Source organism: Streptomyces sp. NPDC091287 (assembly GCF_044768525.1).
Classification (GTDB): Bacteria; Actinomycetota; Actinomycetes; order Streptomycetales; family Streptomycetaceae; genus Streptomyces.
Map to the genome: position 1 here is coordinate 67,145 of NZ_JBIVUV010000004.1, position 17,119 is coordinate 84,263.

19 protein-coding genes are annotated in these 17,119 nt (G+C 72.0%); 6 read left to right on the forward strand and 13 right to left on the reverse strand.

The genetic code is table 11. From position 1 onward, the window contains the following. Positions 1-287 precede the first annotated feature (287 nt). A complete protein-coding gene (locus tag ACIQRW_RS06935; RefSeq protein WP_215109962.1) occupies positions 288-1,091 on the forward strand; it encodes an IclR family transcriptional regulator in 804 nt (267 codons plus the stop codon). Between the two features lie 68 nt (positions 1,092-1,159). On the opposite strand, the gene ACIQRW_RS06940 is transcribed toward ACIQRW_RS06935, so the two are convergent. Next, positions 1,160-1,840, reverse strand: coding sequence for an ABC transporter ATP-binding protein (locus ACIQRW_RS06940; protein ID WP_403755522.1), 681 nt, complete (start codon positions 1,838-1,840; stop codon positions 1,160-1,162). Beyond that, complete coding sequence (locus ACIQRW_RS06945; protein ID WP_403755525.1) at positions 1,837-2,919, reverse strand: ABC transporter permease; 1,083 nt, start codon at positions 2,917-2,919, stop codon at positions 1,837-1,839. The genes ACIQRW_RS06940 and ACIQRW_RS06945 overlap by 4 nt, the downstream gene beginning before the upstream one ends. 110 nt (positions 2,920-3,029) lie before the next feature. Between ACIQRW_RS06945 and ACIQRW_RS06950 the strand changes: the two genes are divergently transcribed. Next, on the forward strand, positions 3,030-4,229 hold the full coding sequence (locus ACIQRW_RS06950) for a sensor histidine kinase (protein ID WP_403755527.1): 1,200 nt from the start codon (positions 3,030-3,032) through the stop codon (positions 4,227-4,229). Beyond that, complete coding sequence (locus ACIQRW_RS06955; protein ID WP_403755530.1) at positions 4,226-4,867, forward strand: response regulator; 642 nt, start codon at positions 4,226-4,228, stop codon at positions 4,865-4,867. Before ACIQRW_RS06950 ends, ACIQRW_RS06955 begins: the two co-directional genes overlap by 4 nt. Before the next feature lie 22 nt (positions 4,868-4,889). Here the strand turns inward: ACIQRW_RS06955 and ACIQRW_RS06960 are convergent, their stop codons facing one another. Further along, positions 4,890-5,192, reverse strand: a complete 303-nt coding sequence (locus ACIQRW_RS06960; protein WP_397922329.1) for a DUF5955 family protein — start codon at positions 5,190-5,192, stop codon at positions 4,890-4,892. 249 nt (positions 5,193-5,441) lie between these two features. On the opposite strand from ACIQRW_RS06960, the gene ACIQRW_RS06965 reads away from it, so the two are divergent. Both ACIQRW_RS06965 and aceB read left to right on the forward strand, forming a co-directional pair. Next, entirely contained in the window at positions 5,442-6,047 is a 606-nt protein-coding gene (locus ACIQRW_RS06965) for an NTP transferase domain-containing protein (RefSeq protein ID WP_403755533.1), read from the forward strand. A gap of 262 nt (positions 6,048-6,309) precedes the next feature. Beyond that, on the forward strand, positions 6,310-7,929 hold the full coding sequence (gene aceB, locus ACIQRW_RS06970; protein WP_403755535.1) for a malate synthase A: 1,620 nt from the start codon (positions 6,310-6,312) through the stop codon (positions 7,927-7,929). Between the two features lie 195 nt (positions 7,930-8,124). Here aceB and ACIQRW_RS06975 read toward each other — a convergent pair whose 3' ends face one another. The 4 genes from ACIQRW_RS06975 to ACIQRW_RS06990 form a co-directional block, all read right to left on the reverse strand. Then, a complete protein-coding gene (locus ACIQRW_RS06975) occupies positions 8,125-8,466 on the reverse strand; it encodes a hypothetical protein (protein ID WP_403755538.1) in 342 nt (113 codons plus the stop codon). Beyond that, positions 8,463-9,995: a YfcC family protein gene (locus tag ACIQRW_RS06980; RefSeq protein ID WP_403755540.1), complete on the reverse strand. Its 1,533-nt coding sequence runs from the start codon at positions 9,993-9,995 to the stop codon at positions 8,463-8,465. Before ACIQRW_RS06980 ends, ACIQRW_RS06975 begins: the two co-directional genes overlap by 4 nt. Then, positions 9,992-10,375 (reverse strand): hypothetical protein, encoded by a 384-nt coding sequence (locus tag ACIQRW_RS06985; protein ID WP_403755543.1) that lies wholly within the window; start codon positions 10,373-10,375, stop codon positions 9,992-9,994. Before ACIQRW_RS06985 ends, ACIQRW_RS06980 begins: the two co-directional genes overlap by 4 nt. Before the next feature lie 92 nt (positions 10,376-10,467). After that, on the reverse strand, positions 10,468-11,460 hold the full coding sequence (locus ACIQRW_RS06990) for a fibronectin type III domain-containing protein (RefSeq protein ID WP_403755546.1): 993 nt from the start codon (positions 11,458-11,460) through the stop codon (positions 10,468-10,470). A gap of 192 nt (positions 11,461-11,652) precedes the next feature. Here ACIQRW_RS06990 and ACIQRW_RS06995 point away from each other — a divergent pair, with 192 nt between their 5' ends. Beyond that, a complete protein-coding gene (locus ACIQRW_RS06995) occupies positions 11,653-12,357 on the forward strand; it encodes a TIGR03086 family metal-binding protein (RefSeq protein WP_403755549.1) in 705 nt (234 codons plus the stop codon). 57 nt (positions 12,358-12,414) lie between these two features. Here ACIQRW_RS06995 and ACIQRW_RS07000 read toward each other — a convergent pair whose 3' ends face one another. The 6 genes from ACIQRW_RS07000 to ACIQRW_RS07025 form a co-directional block, all read right to left on the reverse strand. Further along, the gene (locus ACIQRW_RS07000) at positions 12,415-12,735 is read right to left on the reverse strand and encodes a hypothetical protein (RefSeq protein ID WP_403755552.1); all 321 of its coding nucleotides are present in this window, start codon (positions 12,733-12,735) and stop codon (positions 12,415-12,417) included. A 53-nt stretch (positions 12,736-12,788) separates the two neighbouring features. Then, positions 12,789-13,073 carry a hypothetical protein gene (locus ACIQRW_RS07005; RefSeq protein ID WP_403755555.1) on the reverse strand — a complete coding sequence of 95 codons (285 nt, stop codon included), beginning with the start codon at positions 13,071-13,073 and terminating at the stop codon, positions 12,789-12,791. Between the two features lie 29 nt (positions 13,074-13,102). Next, positions 13,103-13,786, reverse strand: coding sequence for an alpha/beta fold hydrolase (locus tag ACIQRW_RS07010; RefSeq protein ID WP_403755556.1), 684 nt, complete (start codon positions 13,784-13,786; stop codon positions 13,103-13,105). A gap of 91 nt (positions 13,787-13,877) precedes the next feature. Continuing rightward, complete coding sequence (locus tag ACIQRW_RS07015) at positions 13,878-15,335, reverse strand: nucleobase:cation symporter-2 family protein (protein ID WP_403755559.1); 1,458 nt, start codon at positions 15,333-15,335, stop codon at positions 13,878-13,880. A 43-nt stretch (positions 15,336-15,378) separates the two neighbouring features. Next, positions 15,379-15,525 (reverse strand): hypothetical protein, encoded by a 147-nt coding sequence (locus ACIQRW_RS07020; protein WP_403755562.1) that lies wholly within the window; start codon positions 15,523-15,525, stop codon positions 15,379-15,381. Positions 15,526-15,708: 183 nt separating this feature from the next. Continuing rightward, the gene (locus tag ACIQRW_RS07025) at positions 15,709-17,097 is read right to left on the reverse strand and encodes an 8-oxoguanine deaminase (RefSeq protein ID WP_215110008.1); all 1,389 of its coding nucleotides are present in this window, start codon (positions 17,095-17,097) and stop codon (positions 15,709-15,711) included. Between the last annotated feature and the right edge of the window lie 22 nt (positions 17,098-17,119).

Consider the following 17,119-nt stretch of genomic DNA (forward strand, 5'->3'; position numbering starts at 1 on the left):
AGTCTTCACGCGGGAATCGCCCTCGTCAAGACCCCACCTTCCGCCACGGGGGCACGCCGGGCCACCTCTGCCACTCGACTGGAGGTTTCCACAAAGTAAAAGTCATATTTCGAACTGCGGAACGTAGCATGGGCCAGGCGGGGTGGCGCCGAGCTGCCCGCACCGACCGTCGGCACCCGGACAAAACAGCCCCTGACCGGCACGGACGCCGACCGGGGAGCTGTGGGCCGATCGGGAACCGCCCGGTAGGCTGCTGCCTTGCCTTCCGCTTCGAAAGGACCGTTGACGTGCCGCCGTCCCACGCCAGCACAGCCGACTCCAAGCCCTCCGGTTCCAGCGGTGGGGTGCAGTCCCTTGAGCGCGCCTTCGATCTGCTGGAGCGGATGGCCGACGCCGGGGGCGAGGTCGGGCTGAGCGAGCTCTCCGCGAGCAGCGGTCTGCCCCTGCCGACCATCCACCGGCTGATGCGCACCCTGGTCGGCTGCGGATACGTGCGCCAGCAGCCCAACCGCCGCTACGCGCTGGGCCCCCGGCTGATCCGGCTCGGTGAGTCCGCCTCCCGGCTGCTGGGCACCTGGGCCCGCCCCTACCTCAGCCGGCTGGTGGAGGAGACCGGCGAGACGGCGAACATGGCACTGCTGGACGGGGACGAGATCGTGTACGTCGCCCAGGTGCCGTCCAAGCACTCCATGCGGATGTTCACCGAGGTCGGCCGCCGGGTCCTGCCGCACTCCACCGGGGTGGGCAAGGCGCTCCTCGCGCACACCCCCGCCGACGAGGTCCGCGCACTCCTGGCCCGTACCGGCATGCCGGCCGCCACGGAGAAGACGATCACCACCCCGGAGGGCTTCCTCGACGCCCTGGAGCTGGTGCGCCGCGCCGGGTACGCGGTGGACGACAACGAGCAGGAGATCGGGGTGCGGTGCCTCGCGGTCTCCGTACCGAACTCCCCCACCTCGGCCGCGATCTCCATCTCGGGCCCGGCGGGACGGGTGACGGAGGCGGCGACGGAGCGGATCGTGCCGATCCTCCAGCAGGTCGCGGGAGAGCTGTCCGACGCGCTGGCGAGCAACGGCACGAACGGCGGCTGAGCCCGCCACGGCCGGGCCGCGGCGGGCGGTGCCGCACGGCCCGGCCGCACCTCGTCGCGGCACCGGGCTCAGACCCCGGCCGGGACGGTCAGCCGCCCGTCGTCCATCGTCACCGTGCGGTCCATCCGCTCCAGGTGCGCCAGGTCGTGCGTGACCAGCACCGTGGCGGTGGCGCGCTCCCGGGTCAGGGTGACCAGCAGGTCGAGCACGGCCGCGCCACGCTCGTGGTCGAGCGCGCTGGTCGGCTCGTCGACGAGGAGGACCGCCGGCTCGTTCATCAGGGCCCGCGCGATGTTGATCCGCTGGCGCTGCCCGCCGGAGAGCTGGTGCGGCCGCCGGTCGGCGCGGTCGGCCAGACCGACCGCGTCCAGCAGCTCCAGGGCCCGGCGGCGGGCGCCGCGGGCGGACGCCCCGGACAGGTGGCGCATCGCCTGGAGCTGTTCGGCGGCGGTCAGCGAGGGAAGCAGGTTGGGCTGCTGGAAGACGATGCCGATGCGCTCCCGGCGCAGGGTCGCCCGCCCGGCCCGGCCGAGGCCGGCCGTCGGCGTCCCGGCCACCACCACCTCGCCGGAGTCCGGGGTGACCAGGGTGGCGGCGGCCGCGAGGAGACTCGACTTGCCCGAGCCGGACGGCCCGACGACCGCGGTGAGCGTGCCCGGGGGCACATCCAGCGAGACCCGGTCCAGGGCGGTGAGCCGCCCCTCGCCGTCCGGGTAGGTGAGGGTGACGTCGGTCAGGGTGAGCGTCATCGGGCACTCCCGAGTGCGGTGAGCGGGTCGACGGCGGTGATCCGCCGGATGGACAGGGCGGCCCCGAGCGCGCCGAGGGCGATCATCACGGCGGCCGGGACGAGGACGGTCGCCGCGTCCAGGACGAACGGCACGGCTCCTTGGCCGATCACGGCTCCGGCCCCGGCGGCGAGGGCGGTGCCCAGCCCCGTACCGAGGGCGAGCATCACCACGGCCTGTCCCAGCGCGTCGCGCAGGAGGTACGGGGTCGACGCGCCGAGCGCCTTCAGCACGGCGACGTCGCCGCTGCGCTGGATCGTCCACACGGTGAAGAACGCCCCGATGACGAGGGCGGAGATGGCGAAGAGGAAGCCGCGCATCAGTTGCAGCGAACCGTTCTCCGCCTGGTAGGAGCCGATGGCCGTGAGGGAGCCTTCGAGCGTGAGCGTGCTGGTGCCCGCCGCCGCGTCCCCCGCCGCGAGGTCGACGCCTCCGGTGGTGGTCAGGGCGATCACGGTCGCCTGTTCGGCGGGCCCGGCACCGTCGTGGCCGATCTGCTGCCAGTCGTCGAGCGAGGTCCAGACGACGGGGGTGTGGCTGTACGAGGCGTCCGTGGCGACGGCGGCGACCTCGCGCTCGGTCCGGCCGAGCGCGATCCTGTCGCCCGCCGTGATGTCGAGCTCCTCGGCCGCCTTCCCGGAGAGCACGACCCGCCCCGGGCCGATCCCCTCCGGCCCGAGGGTCCCGCCCGGTTCGACGCCGAAGGCCGAGACGGCGGCGGTCCGCTCACCGGCGGCGGCGGCGTTCAGGGTCCGGATGCCGACCGGCTGGGCGGCCTCGACCCCGGGCCGTCCGGCCCAGGCCCGCCAGTCGTCCTCCCGGACGGTCGAGTTGGTGAACGACTCCGCCTGCCCGTCGGGGGGCGCGGCGAAGGCCAGGTGGTCGGCGTCCAGACCGGTGACGGCCGAGATGTTCTCCCGGGCCAGGCCGGCGGTCAGACCGGACAGCAGGCCCACGAGCAGCGTGATCAGCACCACGACCGAGCCCATGAGCGCGAACCGGCCCCTGGCGAAGCGAAGGTCTCTCCATGCGACGAACATGGCTCCAGCGTCGTGCGGTGCGGGCGGGAAAACATCGCGCGGCGGACGGGCCCGGGATCAACCTTTCGATTGACCGGGTCCGGGGAGGCCGCGGCTACGCTGGACGGACCATGGATTCGCGTTCGCACACCCACGTCACGGCAGCCCTGCGGCTCTGTCTGCACGCCCTGCTGGTGGGGCTGCTGGCCTTGGTGGTCGTCCGCACGGCGAGCGAGGACGCGCCGCACACCGCGGCCGTCGTGGTGGTGGCGGTGCTGATGGCGGCCCTGTACGCGGCGGGGCCGCTCGCCTCCTCCGTACAGCCGGGAAACCGGGCGGGGGCCGTGTGGCTGGCGGGTCTCGGCACCCTGTGGGCCGCGCTGCTGGTCCTGTCGCCGGACGCCCTGTGGGTGGCCTTCCCGCTCTACTTCCTCCAGCTCCACATCCTGCCGATGCGGTGGGCGCTGCCCGCCGTCGTGGTCACCGCGGGCGCCGCGATCACCAGCTTCGTCGTGCACCGGCAGGAGATCGAGCCCGGCGCGTTCATCGGGCCGCTGATCGGCGCGGCGGTCGCCGTCGCCACCGTCCTCGGGTACGACGCGCTCTTCCGGGAGAGCGAACGGCGGCGCGGGCTGATCGTGGAGCTGGTCGCCACCCGTGCGGACCTGGCCGAGGCGGAGCGCACGGCCGGGACCCTCGCCGAGCGCGAGCGCCTCGCCCGGGAGATCCACGACACCCTGGCCCAGGGTCTGTCCAGCATCCAGCTGCTGCTGCGCGCCGCCGAGCGCTCGCTGCCCGAGGACGCTCCCGCCGCCGCGCACGTGCGGGCCGCCCGCGAGGCCGCGCAGACGAATCTGGCCGAGGCCCGTTCGTTCGTCCGCGCGCTGACGCCGCCGGACCTGGAGCACGGTTCGCTGGCCGCCGCGCTGGAGCGGCTCTGCGCCCGTACGACCGCACCGGAGCTGACCGTGCGGTTCGCGGTGAGCGGCACCCCGGTGGAGCTGCCGACGCCGTACGAGGTGGCGCTGCTGCGGACCGCGCAGTCGGCGCTGGCCAACACGGTGCGCCATGCGCGGGCCGGGCGGGCGGAGATCACCCTGAGCTTCATGGACACCTCGGTGGCGCTGGACGTCGTGGACGACGGGCAGGGCTTCGACCCGTCGGGGGCGCCGGTCCACGAGCGCGGCGACGGCGGCTTCGGACTGCCGGCGATGCGGGCGCGCGCCGGGTCGCTCGGTGGTGCGCTCAGCGTGGAGTCGGGGCCCGGACAGGGCACGGCGGTGGCGGTCACGCTGCCGCTGCCCGTAGCGGAAGCGGTGCGTGCGGCATGAGCGGGAGCGGGGACGTGATCCGGCTGCTGCTGGCGGACGACCATCCGGTCGTCCGGGCTGGGCTGCGCGCGGTCCTGGACACCGAGCCGGATTTCCGGGTCACCGGTGAGGCCGCCACCGCGGAGGAGGCCGTCGCCCTGGCGGCGGCGGGCGGCTTCGACGTGGTCCTGATGGACCTCCAGTTCGGTGCGGGCATGCACGGCTCGGAGGCGACGGCGGCGATCACCGCCGCGCCGGAGGGCCCCCGGGTCCTGATCCTGACCACCTACGACTCCGACGCGGACATCCTGGCGGCGGTCGAGGCGGGGGCGAGCGGCTATCTGCTCAAGGACGCGCCGCCGCAGGAGCTGGCGGCTGCGGTGAGCACGGCGGCGGCGGGCCGCTCCGCGCTCGCGCCGTCCGTGGCGCACCGGCTGATGGACCGGATGCGGACGCCGGCCGAGGCGCTGACCCGGCGGGAGCTGGAGGTGCTCCAGCTGGTCGGGGAGGGTCTGTCGAACCTGCGGATCAGCAAGCGGCTGTTCCTGAGCCAGGCGACGGTGAAGTCCCACCTGGTGCACATCTACGCCAAGCTGGGCGTCGACTCCCGTACGTCGGCGGTCGCGGCGGCCACGGCCCGCAGGCTCATCCGCCGCTGAAGCCGGGCTCGCGCGCCGTGGGTCAGCCGCGCGGGGGCTCCCCGAAGAGGTCGACCGCGTTGCGCACCTCGCGCAGGGCCGCGGCCACCGCGCTCACCGAGCCGATCGCCCCCGCGATCAGCAGCAGGGAGCGGCGCATGCGAGGGATCTCCGGCACGCCGCTGACGGCCATCGCGTCCAGGGCCGCCAGCTCGTCCTCGGCGATCGGCCGGTCGGGGAATTCGGTCCGGAGCCCGGCCAGTTCGCGGCGGAGCCGGGAGACGGCCATCCGCAGCTCGGCCACCCTCGGGTCCTCGTCGCTGCCGGTCAGCTGCTTCTGCCCCACGCTTCGCAACACAGCACTCCCCCTCGCACGTCCTTGTGCCGGTCTGACCCCCGAACCCGGGCTGTGGCCAAGTCCCCGGGTGTGCCCGCAAGTTAACGCCATGACAGGCAGTGCGCGCCAGCCCACGGAAAGAAATCAGGGTTACCCCTGAGGGTGACATGCGTGTCGCGTGTGCGAAGCCCTCGGTGGTATCCAGGCCCCATGGTTACGGACACGCCTGCGGGCACGGCTACGGAGAGGACCGCGGACATGGCTTCCGCCGCGAAGAACCCCGAGGTCGCGGGGGTACTGCTGGCCGCCGGAGGGGGCCGCCGGCTCGGCGGCCGTCCGAAGGCTCTGCTGGAGCACCGGGGCCGCCCGCTGATCGAGCACGCGGTGCGCTCGCTGCGCGACGGCGGCTGCGGCCCGCTGCACGTGGTGCTGGGCGCGGCGGCGGACGAGGTGCGGGCCCGCGCGGATCTCGCGGGCTGCGTGGTGACGGTGAACCCGGACTGGGAGGAGGGCATGGGCTCCTCGCTCCGGCTGGGCCTGGCCGCCCTGGGCGCGACGGACGCGGACGCGGCGCTCGTCCTTCTGGTCGATCAGCCCGGGATCGGGGCGGAGGCGGTGGCGCGGGTGCGTCTCGCGTACCGCTCGCGGGCGAGTCTGGCGGCCGCCTCGTACGGCGGGGAGCGGGGCCATCCGGTGCTGTTCGGGGCGGACCGGTGGGCGGGCATCGCGGCGGGGGCGGTGGGCGACCGGGGTGCGCGGGCGTATCTGCGGGAGCACCGCGATGCGATCACGCTCGTGGAGTGTTCGGATGTGGCCGAGGCGTACGACATCGACACCTCGCAGGATCTGAAGCACCTGGAGTGACCGTGCGGACCCGCCCGCCATCCACCGTCCGTGGCCGCGCTGGCACGCTGCGCCGCCGACGGACCGTTTCTGTCGACCCGGAGAATCTCGACATCAACAAACCATTGAACTTCCACCATGAGGAAACTACTATCCACTGGTCAGAAGCCCTCTGAACCTCAGACGGCGCCCACGGCCGTATCTCGGAGCCATGGCACGCCGTGCCGTCTCAGGCGACCCGGCGGCCATGAGACGCCGCCGCCCGCTGAAGGAGTGACAGCTCATGTCCGCACCAGCGCCGTCCACGCTGGCCATCGTCGATGCCGAGCCCCTGCCCCGGCAGGAAGAGGTCCTGACCGACGCGGCCCTCGCGTTCGTGGCCGAACTGCACCGGCAGTTCACCCCGCGCCGCAATGAGCTGCTCGCCCGGCGCGGTGAGCGCCGCGCCGAGATCGCCCGCACCTCCACGCTGGACTTCCTGCCCGAGACGGCGGCGGTCCGCGCGGACGACTCCTGGAAGGTCGCACCGGCTCCCGCCGCGCTGAACGACCGCCGGGTGGAGATCACCGGTCCGACCGACCGCAAGATGACCATCAACGCCCTGAACTCGGGCGCCAAGGTCTGGCTCGCCGACTTCGAGGACGCGTCCGCCCCCACGTGGGAGAACGTCGTCCTCGGCCAGCTCAACCTCACCGACGCCTACGAGCGCCGTATCGACTTCACCGACCCGAGGTCGAGCAAGTCGTACGCGCTGAAGTCCGCCGACGAACTCGCCACGGTCGTCATGCGCCCGCGCGGCTGGCACCTGGAGGAGCGCCACCTCCAGCTGGACGGCGACTCCGTGCCGGGCGCGCTCGTCGACTTCGGCCTCTACTTCTTCCACAACGCGCAGCGCCTGATCGACCTCGGCAAGGGCCCGTACTTCTATCTGCCGAAGACGGAGTCGCACCTGGAGGCCCGCCTCTGGAACGACATCTTCGTCTTCGCCCAGGACTACGTCGGCATCCCGCAGGGCACGGTCCGCGCGACGGTGCTGATCGAGACGATCACCGCCGCGTACGAGATGGAGGAGATCCTCTACGAGCTGCGCGAGCATGCCTCCGGTCTCAACGCCGGCCGCTGGGACTACCTCTTCTCCATCGTCAAGAACTTCCGTGACGGCGGGTCCAAGTTCGTCCTCCCGGACCGCAACGCGGTGACGATGACCGCCCCGTTCATGCGGGCGTACACCGAACTCCTGGTCCGCACCTGCCACAAGCGCGGCGCGCACGCGATCGGCGGCATGGCGGCCTTCATCCCCTCGCGCCGCGACGCCGAGGTCAACAAGGTGGCCTTCGAGAAGGTCAAGGCGGACAAGGACCGCGAGGCGCACGACGGCTTCGACGGCTCCTGGGTGGCCCACCCCGACCTGGTCCCGATCGCCCTGGCCTCCTTCGACGCGGTCCTCGGCGAGAAGCCCAACCAGAAGGACCGCCTCCGCGAGGACGTCTCGGTGGCCCCGGGCGACCTGATCGCCATCGACACCCTCGACGCCAGCCCGACGTACGACGGGCTGCGCAACGCCGTGGCGGTCGGCATCCGCTACATCGAGGCCTGGCTGCGCGGCCTGGGCGCGGTCGCCATCTTCAACCTGATGGAGGACGCCGCCACCGCGGAGATCTCCCGCTCGCAGATCTGGCAGTGGATCAACGCGGACGTGGTCTTCGAGAACGGCGAACACGCCACGGCGGACCTGGCCCGCAAGGTCGCCGCCGAGGAACTGACCGCGATCCGCGAGGAGATCGGCGAGGAGACCTTCACCGCCGGCAAGTGGCAGCAGGCCCACGATCTCCTGCTCCAGGTCTCCCTGGACCAGGACTACGCGGACTTCCTGACGCTGCCGGCGTACGAGCAACTGCGCTGACCCCACGGCACGAGCACCGTCACCGCCCCCGGCACCGCACAGCGCCGGGGGCGGTGGTGTTCCCGGGCGGGGTCAAGCGGGACGAGCGGCCCTCCACCCGTCAGGCGGGCACCACAGCAGTGGCAGCGGGCACCAGACTGTTCCCGCTGCCGGTCGAGAAGACCGGGGGGGGGGAACGCCGCCAGGAGCTGACACTCACCCGAAGCCGTGGCGGCGGTTCAACTCCTCCATGTCCCAGACCGCTTCGGCGTCCGGGACCCAGCGGGAGCACCACCAGCGGCGGTGATCCGGCCCACCGCGCGACTCATCCGTCTGCCGGTGGGCGCGGTACTCCGCGACGACCAGGCGCGCGTCGCCGAGCTGGTGCGTGGGCGGCACGGCGAACGCGCCCGACCCGTTGTGCCGTGTCAGCGAGGCCACGAGTTCACGCGGGAGCCCCCCGTCGATCGCGCTCGCGACGGCGTCGATCTCGTCGGGAGCGGCCGGGCCGGGAAGCGTCGCGGAGGTGGCCGGGGCGTTCTTCCCCTCAGCCCTCACGTCCACACCGCCCCCAGTGCCACGAACCCGCAGATGAGGACGGACAGGATCGCCAGCAGCGGCCAGACGAACCGCAGGTACCTGTCGTAGCCGATCTTCGCCAGGGCCACCCCGCCGATGGTGACCGCCGTCGTCGGGACCCAGAGGTTCATCCAGCCGCTCGCCGCCTGCCATGCCGTGACGACCACGGCGCGGGAGACGCCCGCGAAGTCGGCGAGCGGGGCCAGGATCGGCATCGCCAGCGTGGCGTGGCCGGAGGTGGAGGGGATGAGGAAGGCGAGCGGCAGGTTGACGATGAAGACGAAGACCGCGAACAGCGCCGACGAGGTGCCCGAGACCACGCCCTCGATGGAGTGCAGCACGGTGTCGGTGATCTGCGAGTTGTTCATGATGACCGTGACGCCGCGCGCGAGGACGATGACCAGGGCCGGGGAGATGAAGTCCGCCGCGCCCTGGATGATCGTCGCGCTCAGCTTCTGCTCGCCGAACCGGGCGACGACGCCCACCAGGACCGCCGCGACCAGGAACAGAGCGGCCAGATGGGGGAAGGACCAGCCGAGTTCGAAGCCGTACGGGGTGGCGTCGGCGTCGCCCGTGAGGGCGCTGGACCACGGGACGACCGAGAAGATCATGAAGCTGAAGACCAGGGCGACCAGGACAAGGATGGCCCGGTGGAGCCCGGTCAGCTCCGGGGGTTCCCCCGCGTCCGCCGCGTTGTGCTCGCGGTCGCCGGGCAGGAAACCGGAGAGCGAGCGGTCGGGGTTCTTGCGGACGCGGCCCGCGTACCGGATGACGTAGCCGATCGTCACGGCCGTCAGGACCACCCACATGATCGCGCGCAGCACGATGCCGTCGCCGAGCGAGATGTCGGCGGCGGAGGACGCGACTCCGGTGGCGAAGGGGTTCACGGTGGAGCAGAGCACGCCGATGCCCGCGCCGAGGATGATCGTGCCGGTGGCCACCATGCGGTCGTAGCCGAGGGCCAGCATCAGCGGGATGATCAGGCCGTAGAAGCCGAGCGTCTCCTCCGCGAACCCCTCGACGGTGCCGAGGAGGGAGAACACCAGCATCACGCCGGCGATGAGCAGCGCTCCCCGGTCGCGCAGCCGGTACGCGAGGCGGCCGATGCCCCGGTCCAGGGCGCCGGTGGCGAACACCACGGTGATGAACGCGCCGATGGCGAGCACGAAGAGGAACACGCCCGCACTGCCGTACAGTTCGCCGGCCAGGTCCGGGCCGACCTCGCCCGTCTTCGCGTCCTGGACGCCGTAGAGGCCGTTGACCGGGGAGAGGAAGAGGTCGTTCAGACGGTCCACGAAGCTCTGGTCGGAGTCGACCCGGTGGTACGTGCCCTGGACCGGGGCCCCTTCACCGTCGCGGTCGTAGGCCCCGGACGGGATCAGGAAGGCCAGGCCCCAGACGGCCAGCGTGACGACCGCGAGGATCGTGAGGGCGCTGGGGAAGGTGAACCCCTTCTTGGCCGGGGGCTCTTCCTCCGGGGCCGGTTTGGTGTCGGCCGCGCTGCTCATGCCGTGCCCCCGCCCGTCGCGGTCCCGTACGTCTTCGCGTACTCGCGCGGGAACGCGGCCTCGATCGATCCGCCGCTCGCGACGGGGGCCGGTTCGCTCCCCCAGCCCTCCCCGAGCGCGGCACGGGCGGCGCGGTACGCCGGACCGTCGGTCGCGGGTTCGCATCCGGGGCCCGTGTCGCCCGGCGTGACGGTGAGCGGGATACCGAACGGGCGCAGGGACTCCAGATGGGTGACGAGGAGGTCGTGGGCCTCGCGCACGGGCCCGGGCGGGAAGCCGGGGAACGCGATGGACGGGATGGCCGTCAGCCGTTCCAGGTCGTCGACGAGACCGTCCATCAGCGCGTCGACCCGTGTGCTCAGGTCGTCTCCCGGATCCATGGTTCAGCCCCTTCGGTCCACTGGCCTTCCAGGACCAATGGACCATGGGGGGCGGCGCGCCGCACACCTGGGAAACGGCGGTCGCTCGGGGCTCAGTCCGTCAGGACGACCGTCCGCTGGGCCGAGAAGTCACCCCACTTGCCGTCCGGAAGCTTGGCCCTGAGCTTCACCGAATAGCGGGTACCCGCCGGGTCGGAGAGGTCCAGCCGGTAGGTGGCGCGGCCCTTGGGAGGCGTGCCGCCCCAGACGATGGTGGTGGTCAGCTTGCCGTTCAGATGGAGCTCGTAGGCGGGGATGACTCCGCCCGTCTCGGGCTGGTCCCAGGACAGGTCGAGGGTGAAGTCGGCGCCCTCCTTGCCGACCTCGGCGCTCAGACCGGTGGGGGCGGTGCTCGCGGGGGCGCCGGGGGCGGACTCGGTGGTGAGGTCGAACGTGTTGCTGTCGGCCGAGGACTTGTCGGAGGCGTCCCGGGCCCGGACGGTGAAGGTGTAGACGGTCCCCGGGCGCAGGCCCGTGAGCTTCGCCGTGGTCTCGGAGGCCGGGACGCTGTGGATCCGGGAGTCCTCCTGGTAGATGTCGTACGAGGTGACGCCGACGTCGTCCTTGGACGCGCCCCAGGTGAGGGTGGCGGCACGTTTCCCGTCGGCGCCGCCCGTCAGCTTCGCCGGAACGGTGGGGGGCGTGTCGTCCTTGGGCGGGGTGGCCTGGGTGGTGACGGGGACGCCCTTGCTGGGCGCGGAGAGATTCCCCGCCGTGTCCTTGGTCCGGACAGTGAAGGTGTAGTCGGTCGAGGCCGTCAGCCCGTCGACGTCGATCATGGTCTTGGTCGCCGGGACGCTCTTGACCTTGGCCTTTCCGCGGTAGATCTCGTATCCGGCGACCTTCTTGTTGTCGGAGGCGCCTTCCCACATGACGTGCACCGAGGTGGAGCTGCTGGCCTGGGCTGTCACGCCCTCGGGGGTGCCGGGAGGCTGCGTGTCGGCTTCGGCGGTGCCACCGCAGGCGGAGAGGAGGGGGGTGAGAAGCAGGGCGGAACAGGTCAACGCGGCAGATATGTGGGGGCGTTGCACGGTGGTGCCTTCCATCCGGACAGCAATGGTCCAGACCTGTATGCCATGGCGCGGGGGTCGCCGACAAGAGGACGGCGAGGAACCTTCCGCTATGTGACGGTGTGCGCCACCCGACCGCGGTCCGGGCAGGGCATGGGGCAGCTTCTCGGGACTCGGATCGCGCGTCACCGGTCGATGAGTTTTCGGTGGCCGAAGGGTCTTCCCTGTATGGACGCACAGGAGAACCCCGTGTCGGATGCCGTCGCTCCTCCCGACCTGGAGCCGGCCGCCCGGCGGATCGTGGCGCTGCTCGGTCCGGTCGACGACAGTCGGCTGGACGGCCCCACCCCCTGCCCCGACTACGCCGTACGGGAGCTGCTCGGCCATCTCGTCGGGCTCGCCACCGCCTTCCGCGACGCCGCCCGCAAGGATCTCGGGGCGAGCACCGCCGTCTCCCCGGACGCCGCCCTCCCCGTCCTGGACGACGACTGGCGTGAGGCGCTGCCCCGACGGCTTGACGAGATGGCGGCGGCCTGGCGCTCGCCCGGCGCCTGGACCGGCGTGACCCGGGCGGGCGGGGTCGAGCTGCCCGGCGAGGTGGCGGGGGCGGTCGCGCTCAACGAACTCGTCGTCCACGGCTGGGACCTGGCCCGGTCGACCGGGCAGCCGTACGCGGCGGGCGAGGCCGAACTGCGGTCCTGCGAGGCCCTGCTCACCCCGGCGGAGGAGGGCGGTCCGGATGGCCCGGATGGTGATGGTGGCGCTGATGCCGCTGATGCCACTGACGGCTCCGACGGCCTCTTCGGGGTGCCGGTTCCGGTGCCGGACGACTCCCCGCTGCTGGACCGGGTGATCGCGCTCAGTGGCCGCCGCCCGGACTGGCGACCATCACACCACGGTCCCGGGCACCGGAGCTCCTGGGCGAGGCGGTGAAGTCGGCCATGACCGGGCCCCACCGCCACACGACAGGTCGGGTTCAGCTGCTTTCTTTCAGTACTCCCTGATGAAGCAGTCGGAGACGTAACCCTCGACGTTGGTGCGGTTGTTGTGCACGTACGTCCAGTGGTCCTTGACGCTGCCGTCCGGGCAGCGCACCGCTTCCGCGTTGCTCTGCCCGCCCATCCAGGTGTACCCGTCGCCGGGATTGCCGTGCCCCCGGACCGATGAGGAGGTGTTGTAACCGGAGCGGATCTTCACGCCCGTGGCGGTGAAGTCACCTTGCGGTGGCGCGGCGGTGGCCGGCGACGAGAACAGCGTCCCCAGGAGCGTCAGTACGGCGGCGGTCGTCACGGCGGTGCGCTTGGTGTTCACGAGGTGCCTTCCTGTTCGGGGCCCCCAGGCGACCCCACAGAGTGCCTGATCCATTACATGCTGTCACCTCGGGAGGGTTGGAGAACGTCGCCGCGGTGGCGCAGAGGCACGCGTCGGGAGCGTACGGAAGCCTGAAGGGCTTGCTGCGGGCCTACCACTGCGCCGTCCGTACGCCCGGGCCTTCGAAACGCGTCGTCCCCGGCGAGTGCGCGCAGGCAGCCGGGCACGTCCTCGGCGCTGCCGTAGGCGTGGGTGTACGACGCCCAGGGCCGGGCGTCCAGTTCGGCGTGGACCAGGGCACGGTCGAAGTCCGTGCCGTCGATCGTGGCAGCTGCCACTGACAACGCCGCCGGCCCGCGGGTGCGCCTCAGCTCGTGAAGAACTCCGTGATGTGCGCGGCCACCTGGTCCGCCCGGGTCTCGTGCATGCGGTGTCCGCCCGGGACCGTGATCAGCCGGCAGTCCGGGATCAGGGAGGCCACGTCGGCCTGGCGGTGCTGTTCCATCGGGCTCTCCGGTCCGCCGGTGATGATCAGCGTCGGGGAGACGATGTCGCCGAGGGCCTCGTCGGCGTCCGGGCCGGGGTCGGCGAGCTGGTCGCGTACGGCGGGCACCGCGTTCTCGTCGTAGTCCACCAGGCCCTCGCCCCGGCCCGCCGGGCCCGGGTCGCCGGGGAACGGGGCCGGGGTCTCCACCAGCACCAGCCGCTCCACCCGGTCGGAGTGCTCCTGGGCCACCAGCCGGGCGACGACCCCGCCCATGCCGTGGCCGACGAGGCCGACCCGGTGCAGTTCCAGTTCGTCGAGGAAGCCCACGACGTCCTCGGCCATCAGCTCCAGGGCGTAGTCGTCGGGCCAGTCGCTCTCGCCGTGGCCTCGCAGGTCCAGGGCGAAGACCCGCCACTCCTGGCCCAGCAGGGGGCCGGCCGCCTCCCAGTTCGCGGCCGAACCGCCGAGGCCGTGCAGCAGCACGACGGGCGAGCCGAACGCGTCGCCCCAGGTCCGGTACGCGAGGCGCACATCGCCGACATCCACAACAGACTGATCTTCCATGCCCCTGACGCTACAGCCGACGGGCGCCGGACGGCCGCCGGGGCCCCGCGTCGCGCGGGGCCCCGGATGCTCCGGTCACCATCCGCAGGCGTCAGTGGGCGCCGACCCCGGCCGCTGCCGGCACCACGTGCTCGCCCGGTGCCTGCTCCTCGTCCGCCGTGTCGGGCTTGCGACCCAGGTGGTTGAAGGCGAGGTTCAGCACGATCGCCACCACACAGCCGGTGGAGATGCCCGAGTCGAGGACGACCAGCAGACTCTCCGGGAAGGCGTGGTAGAACTGCGGCGCCGCGATCGGGATCAGGCCGATGCCGAGGGCCGCCGCCACGATCAGCGCGTTCTCGCCCTTCTCCATGGCCGCGGTGGCCAGGGTCTGGATGCCGCTGGCCGCGACCGTGCCGAAGAGGACGATGCCCGCGCCGCCGAGCACCGGCAGCGGCACGAGGGCGATGACGGAGGCCGCGACGGGGACCAGGCCGAGCACGATGAGGATGCCGCCACCCGCGGCGACGACGAAACGGCTGCGGATCTTCGTCATGGCGACGAGGCCGACGTTCTGGGCGAAGGCGCTGCACATGAACCCGTTGAAGAGCGGGCTGATGGCGCTGCCGAGGGTGTCGGCGCGCAGACCGCCCTCGATGATCTTCTCGTCGGCCGGGCGGCCGACGATCTTGCCGAGGGCGAGCATGTCCGCGGTGGACTCGGTCATGCAGACCAGCATCACGATGCACATCGAGATGATGGCGGCGATCTCGAACTGCGGGACTCCGAAGGCGAACGGCGTCGGGAAGCCGACCACGTCGGCTTCCTTGATGGCGCCGAAGTCGGTGATGCCCGCCGGGATGGCGATCAGGGTGCCGATGACGAGACCGAGCAGGATCGCGATCTGCTGGAGGAAGCCGCGCAGGAGCTTGCGCAGGGCCAGCACGATGACCAGGGTCACGGCGGCCATGGTGATGTTGGTCATCGAACCGTAGTCGTCGGCCGTGGCGTTGCCGCCCTGGGACCAGTTGAAGGCGACCGGGAGGAGCGAGACGCCGATCAAAGTGATCACGGTGCCCGTGACGACGGGCGGGAAGAAGCGCACCAGTTTGCAGAAGTACGGGGCGAGGACGAACCCGAGAAGACTCGCGACGATGATCGCGCCGAATATGACGGCTATCCCGTCGTGTCCCCGGTCCTTGCCTATCGCGATCATCGGGGCGACCCCGGCGAACGAGACGCCGTTGACGAAGGGCAGCCGGGCGCCGACCTTCCAGAAGCCGATGGTCTGGAGCAGGGTGGCTATCCCCGCGGTGAAGAGGCTCGCCCCCATCAGGAAGGCGGTCTCCTTGGCGGTGAGGCCGACGGCGGGCCCCACGATGAGCGGCGGGGCCACCACGCCCGCGTACATGGCGGCCACATGCTGGAGGCCGCTGGTGAACATCTTCAGTGGGGGGAGGGTCTCGTCGACCGGGTGTTTCCGGTCGTCTCCCGCTTCCGCGGCGTTGTCGGCCGTCGTGTCGGGGGCGGCTGCATCTGCGTCTTTGCGAAACCTGGGCTTGGCGGCCACGGCGGTTCCTCCGGTCGGTTACACGTCGTCGGCGACGTGGGATTCAGGGAGGTGGTGCGTAAGTGGTGCTGCGGTGCGGCTCTCTCAGGTGGTGCAGGTCGTGCAGGTGGTGCAGGTCGTGCAGGTCGTGCAGGTCGTGCAGAGGGGGGTGCGGATGGGCGCGCGGGGGGTGTGCGCGGGCAGCGTTCATCACCGGTCCGGCGGGCGCGCACCATGCGCGCGTCCGCCGGACCGGCTGCCGTGGACCCCGCTCGGGTCCACGGCGGCCGGTCTCGGGCCGTCCCCCTCGACCGGCCGGTCGGGGTTACCGCGCGGAGTCGGGCTCCGCGGGGATGCCGCACGGAGTCGGACTCCGGCGGGGTACCGCTCGGAATCAGGCTCCGGCGGCGATCTGCGCGAGGCGGCGGGCCTCGTCGCGGGTGACGCGGGCGATGGCGTCCTCGTCCACCGTGGTGAGGTGGTTGCCCTCGACGACCGGCTTGCCGTCGACGAGGGACAGGGTCACCGGGGCGGCCGCGCCGAAGATGAGCGCGGTCACCGGGTCGGCGATCGAGGAGTGGGCCAGGGTGTCCAGCTTCCACAGGACGAGGTCGGCGAGCTTGCCGGCCTCCAGGGAGCCGATCTGGTCGGCGCGGCCCAGTACTTGGGCCCCGCCGAAGGTCCCGAGGCGCAGGGCCTGACGGGCGTTCAGGGCGGCCTCGCGGTGGGCGCCGAGGCGGTTGATGAGGAGCGCGTTGCGCAGCTCGGTGTGGAGTTCGCCGGACTCGTTGGAGGCGGTGCCGTCCACGCCGAGGCCGACGGGGACGCCGGCGGCGAGCATGTCGGGGACCCGGGCGATGCCCGCGGCGAGGCGCGCGTTGGAGGACGGGCAGTGGGCGACACCGGTTCCCGTACGGGCGAACGCGGCGATGTCCGAGTCGTTCATATGGACGCAGTGGGCCATCCACACGTCGTCGCCGAGCCAGCCGGTCGACTCGAAGTACTCGGTCGGGCCCATCCCGAACAGCTCCTTGCAGAACTGCTCCTCCTCGACGGTCTCCGAACCGTGGGTGTGCAGCCGTACGCCCTTGCGGCGTGCCAACTCGGCACCCTGGCGCATCAGTTCGGTGGACACGGAGAACGGCGAGCAGGGCGCGACGGCGACCTGGGTCATGGCGTCGAAGGAGGCGTCGTGGTGGGCGTCGATCGTCGCCTCGGTGGCGGCGAGGGCGCCTTCCAAGGTCTCGACGGCGAAGTCCGGGGGCAGGCCGCCGTCCTTCTCGCTGCGGTCCATGGAGCCCCGGGCGAGGGTGAACCGTACGCCCATCTCGCGGGCGGCGCCGATGATCGCGCCGGAGAGGTCGCCGGAGCCCTTCGGGAAGACGTAGTGGTGGTCCATGGCGGTGGTGACGCCGCCGCGGGCCATCATGGCTAGCGAACCCTGCGCGGCGGCGCGGGCCATCGGCTCGTCGATGCGCGCCCAGGTCGGGTAGAGGGCGACCAGCCAGTTGAAGAGGTTGTGGTCGGTGGCCAGGCCCCGGGTGATCCACTGGTAGAAGTGGTGGTGCGTGTTGACCAGGCCGGGGGTCGCGAGGTGCCCGGTGCCGTCGATCCGCCGGACGACTCCGGTCAGGCCCTCCGGAGCCTTGCCGGCGCCGATGGACTCGATGCGGTTGCCCGCCACGACGATGTACCCGGACGCGTACTCCGTGTCGTGGGCGTCGACGGTGGCGATCGAACAGTTTTCGATGATGATGCGCTGAGGGTCTGCCGAAGCTGCCATGGCGCTTCCTTCTTCTCTCTGT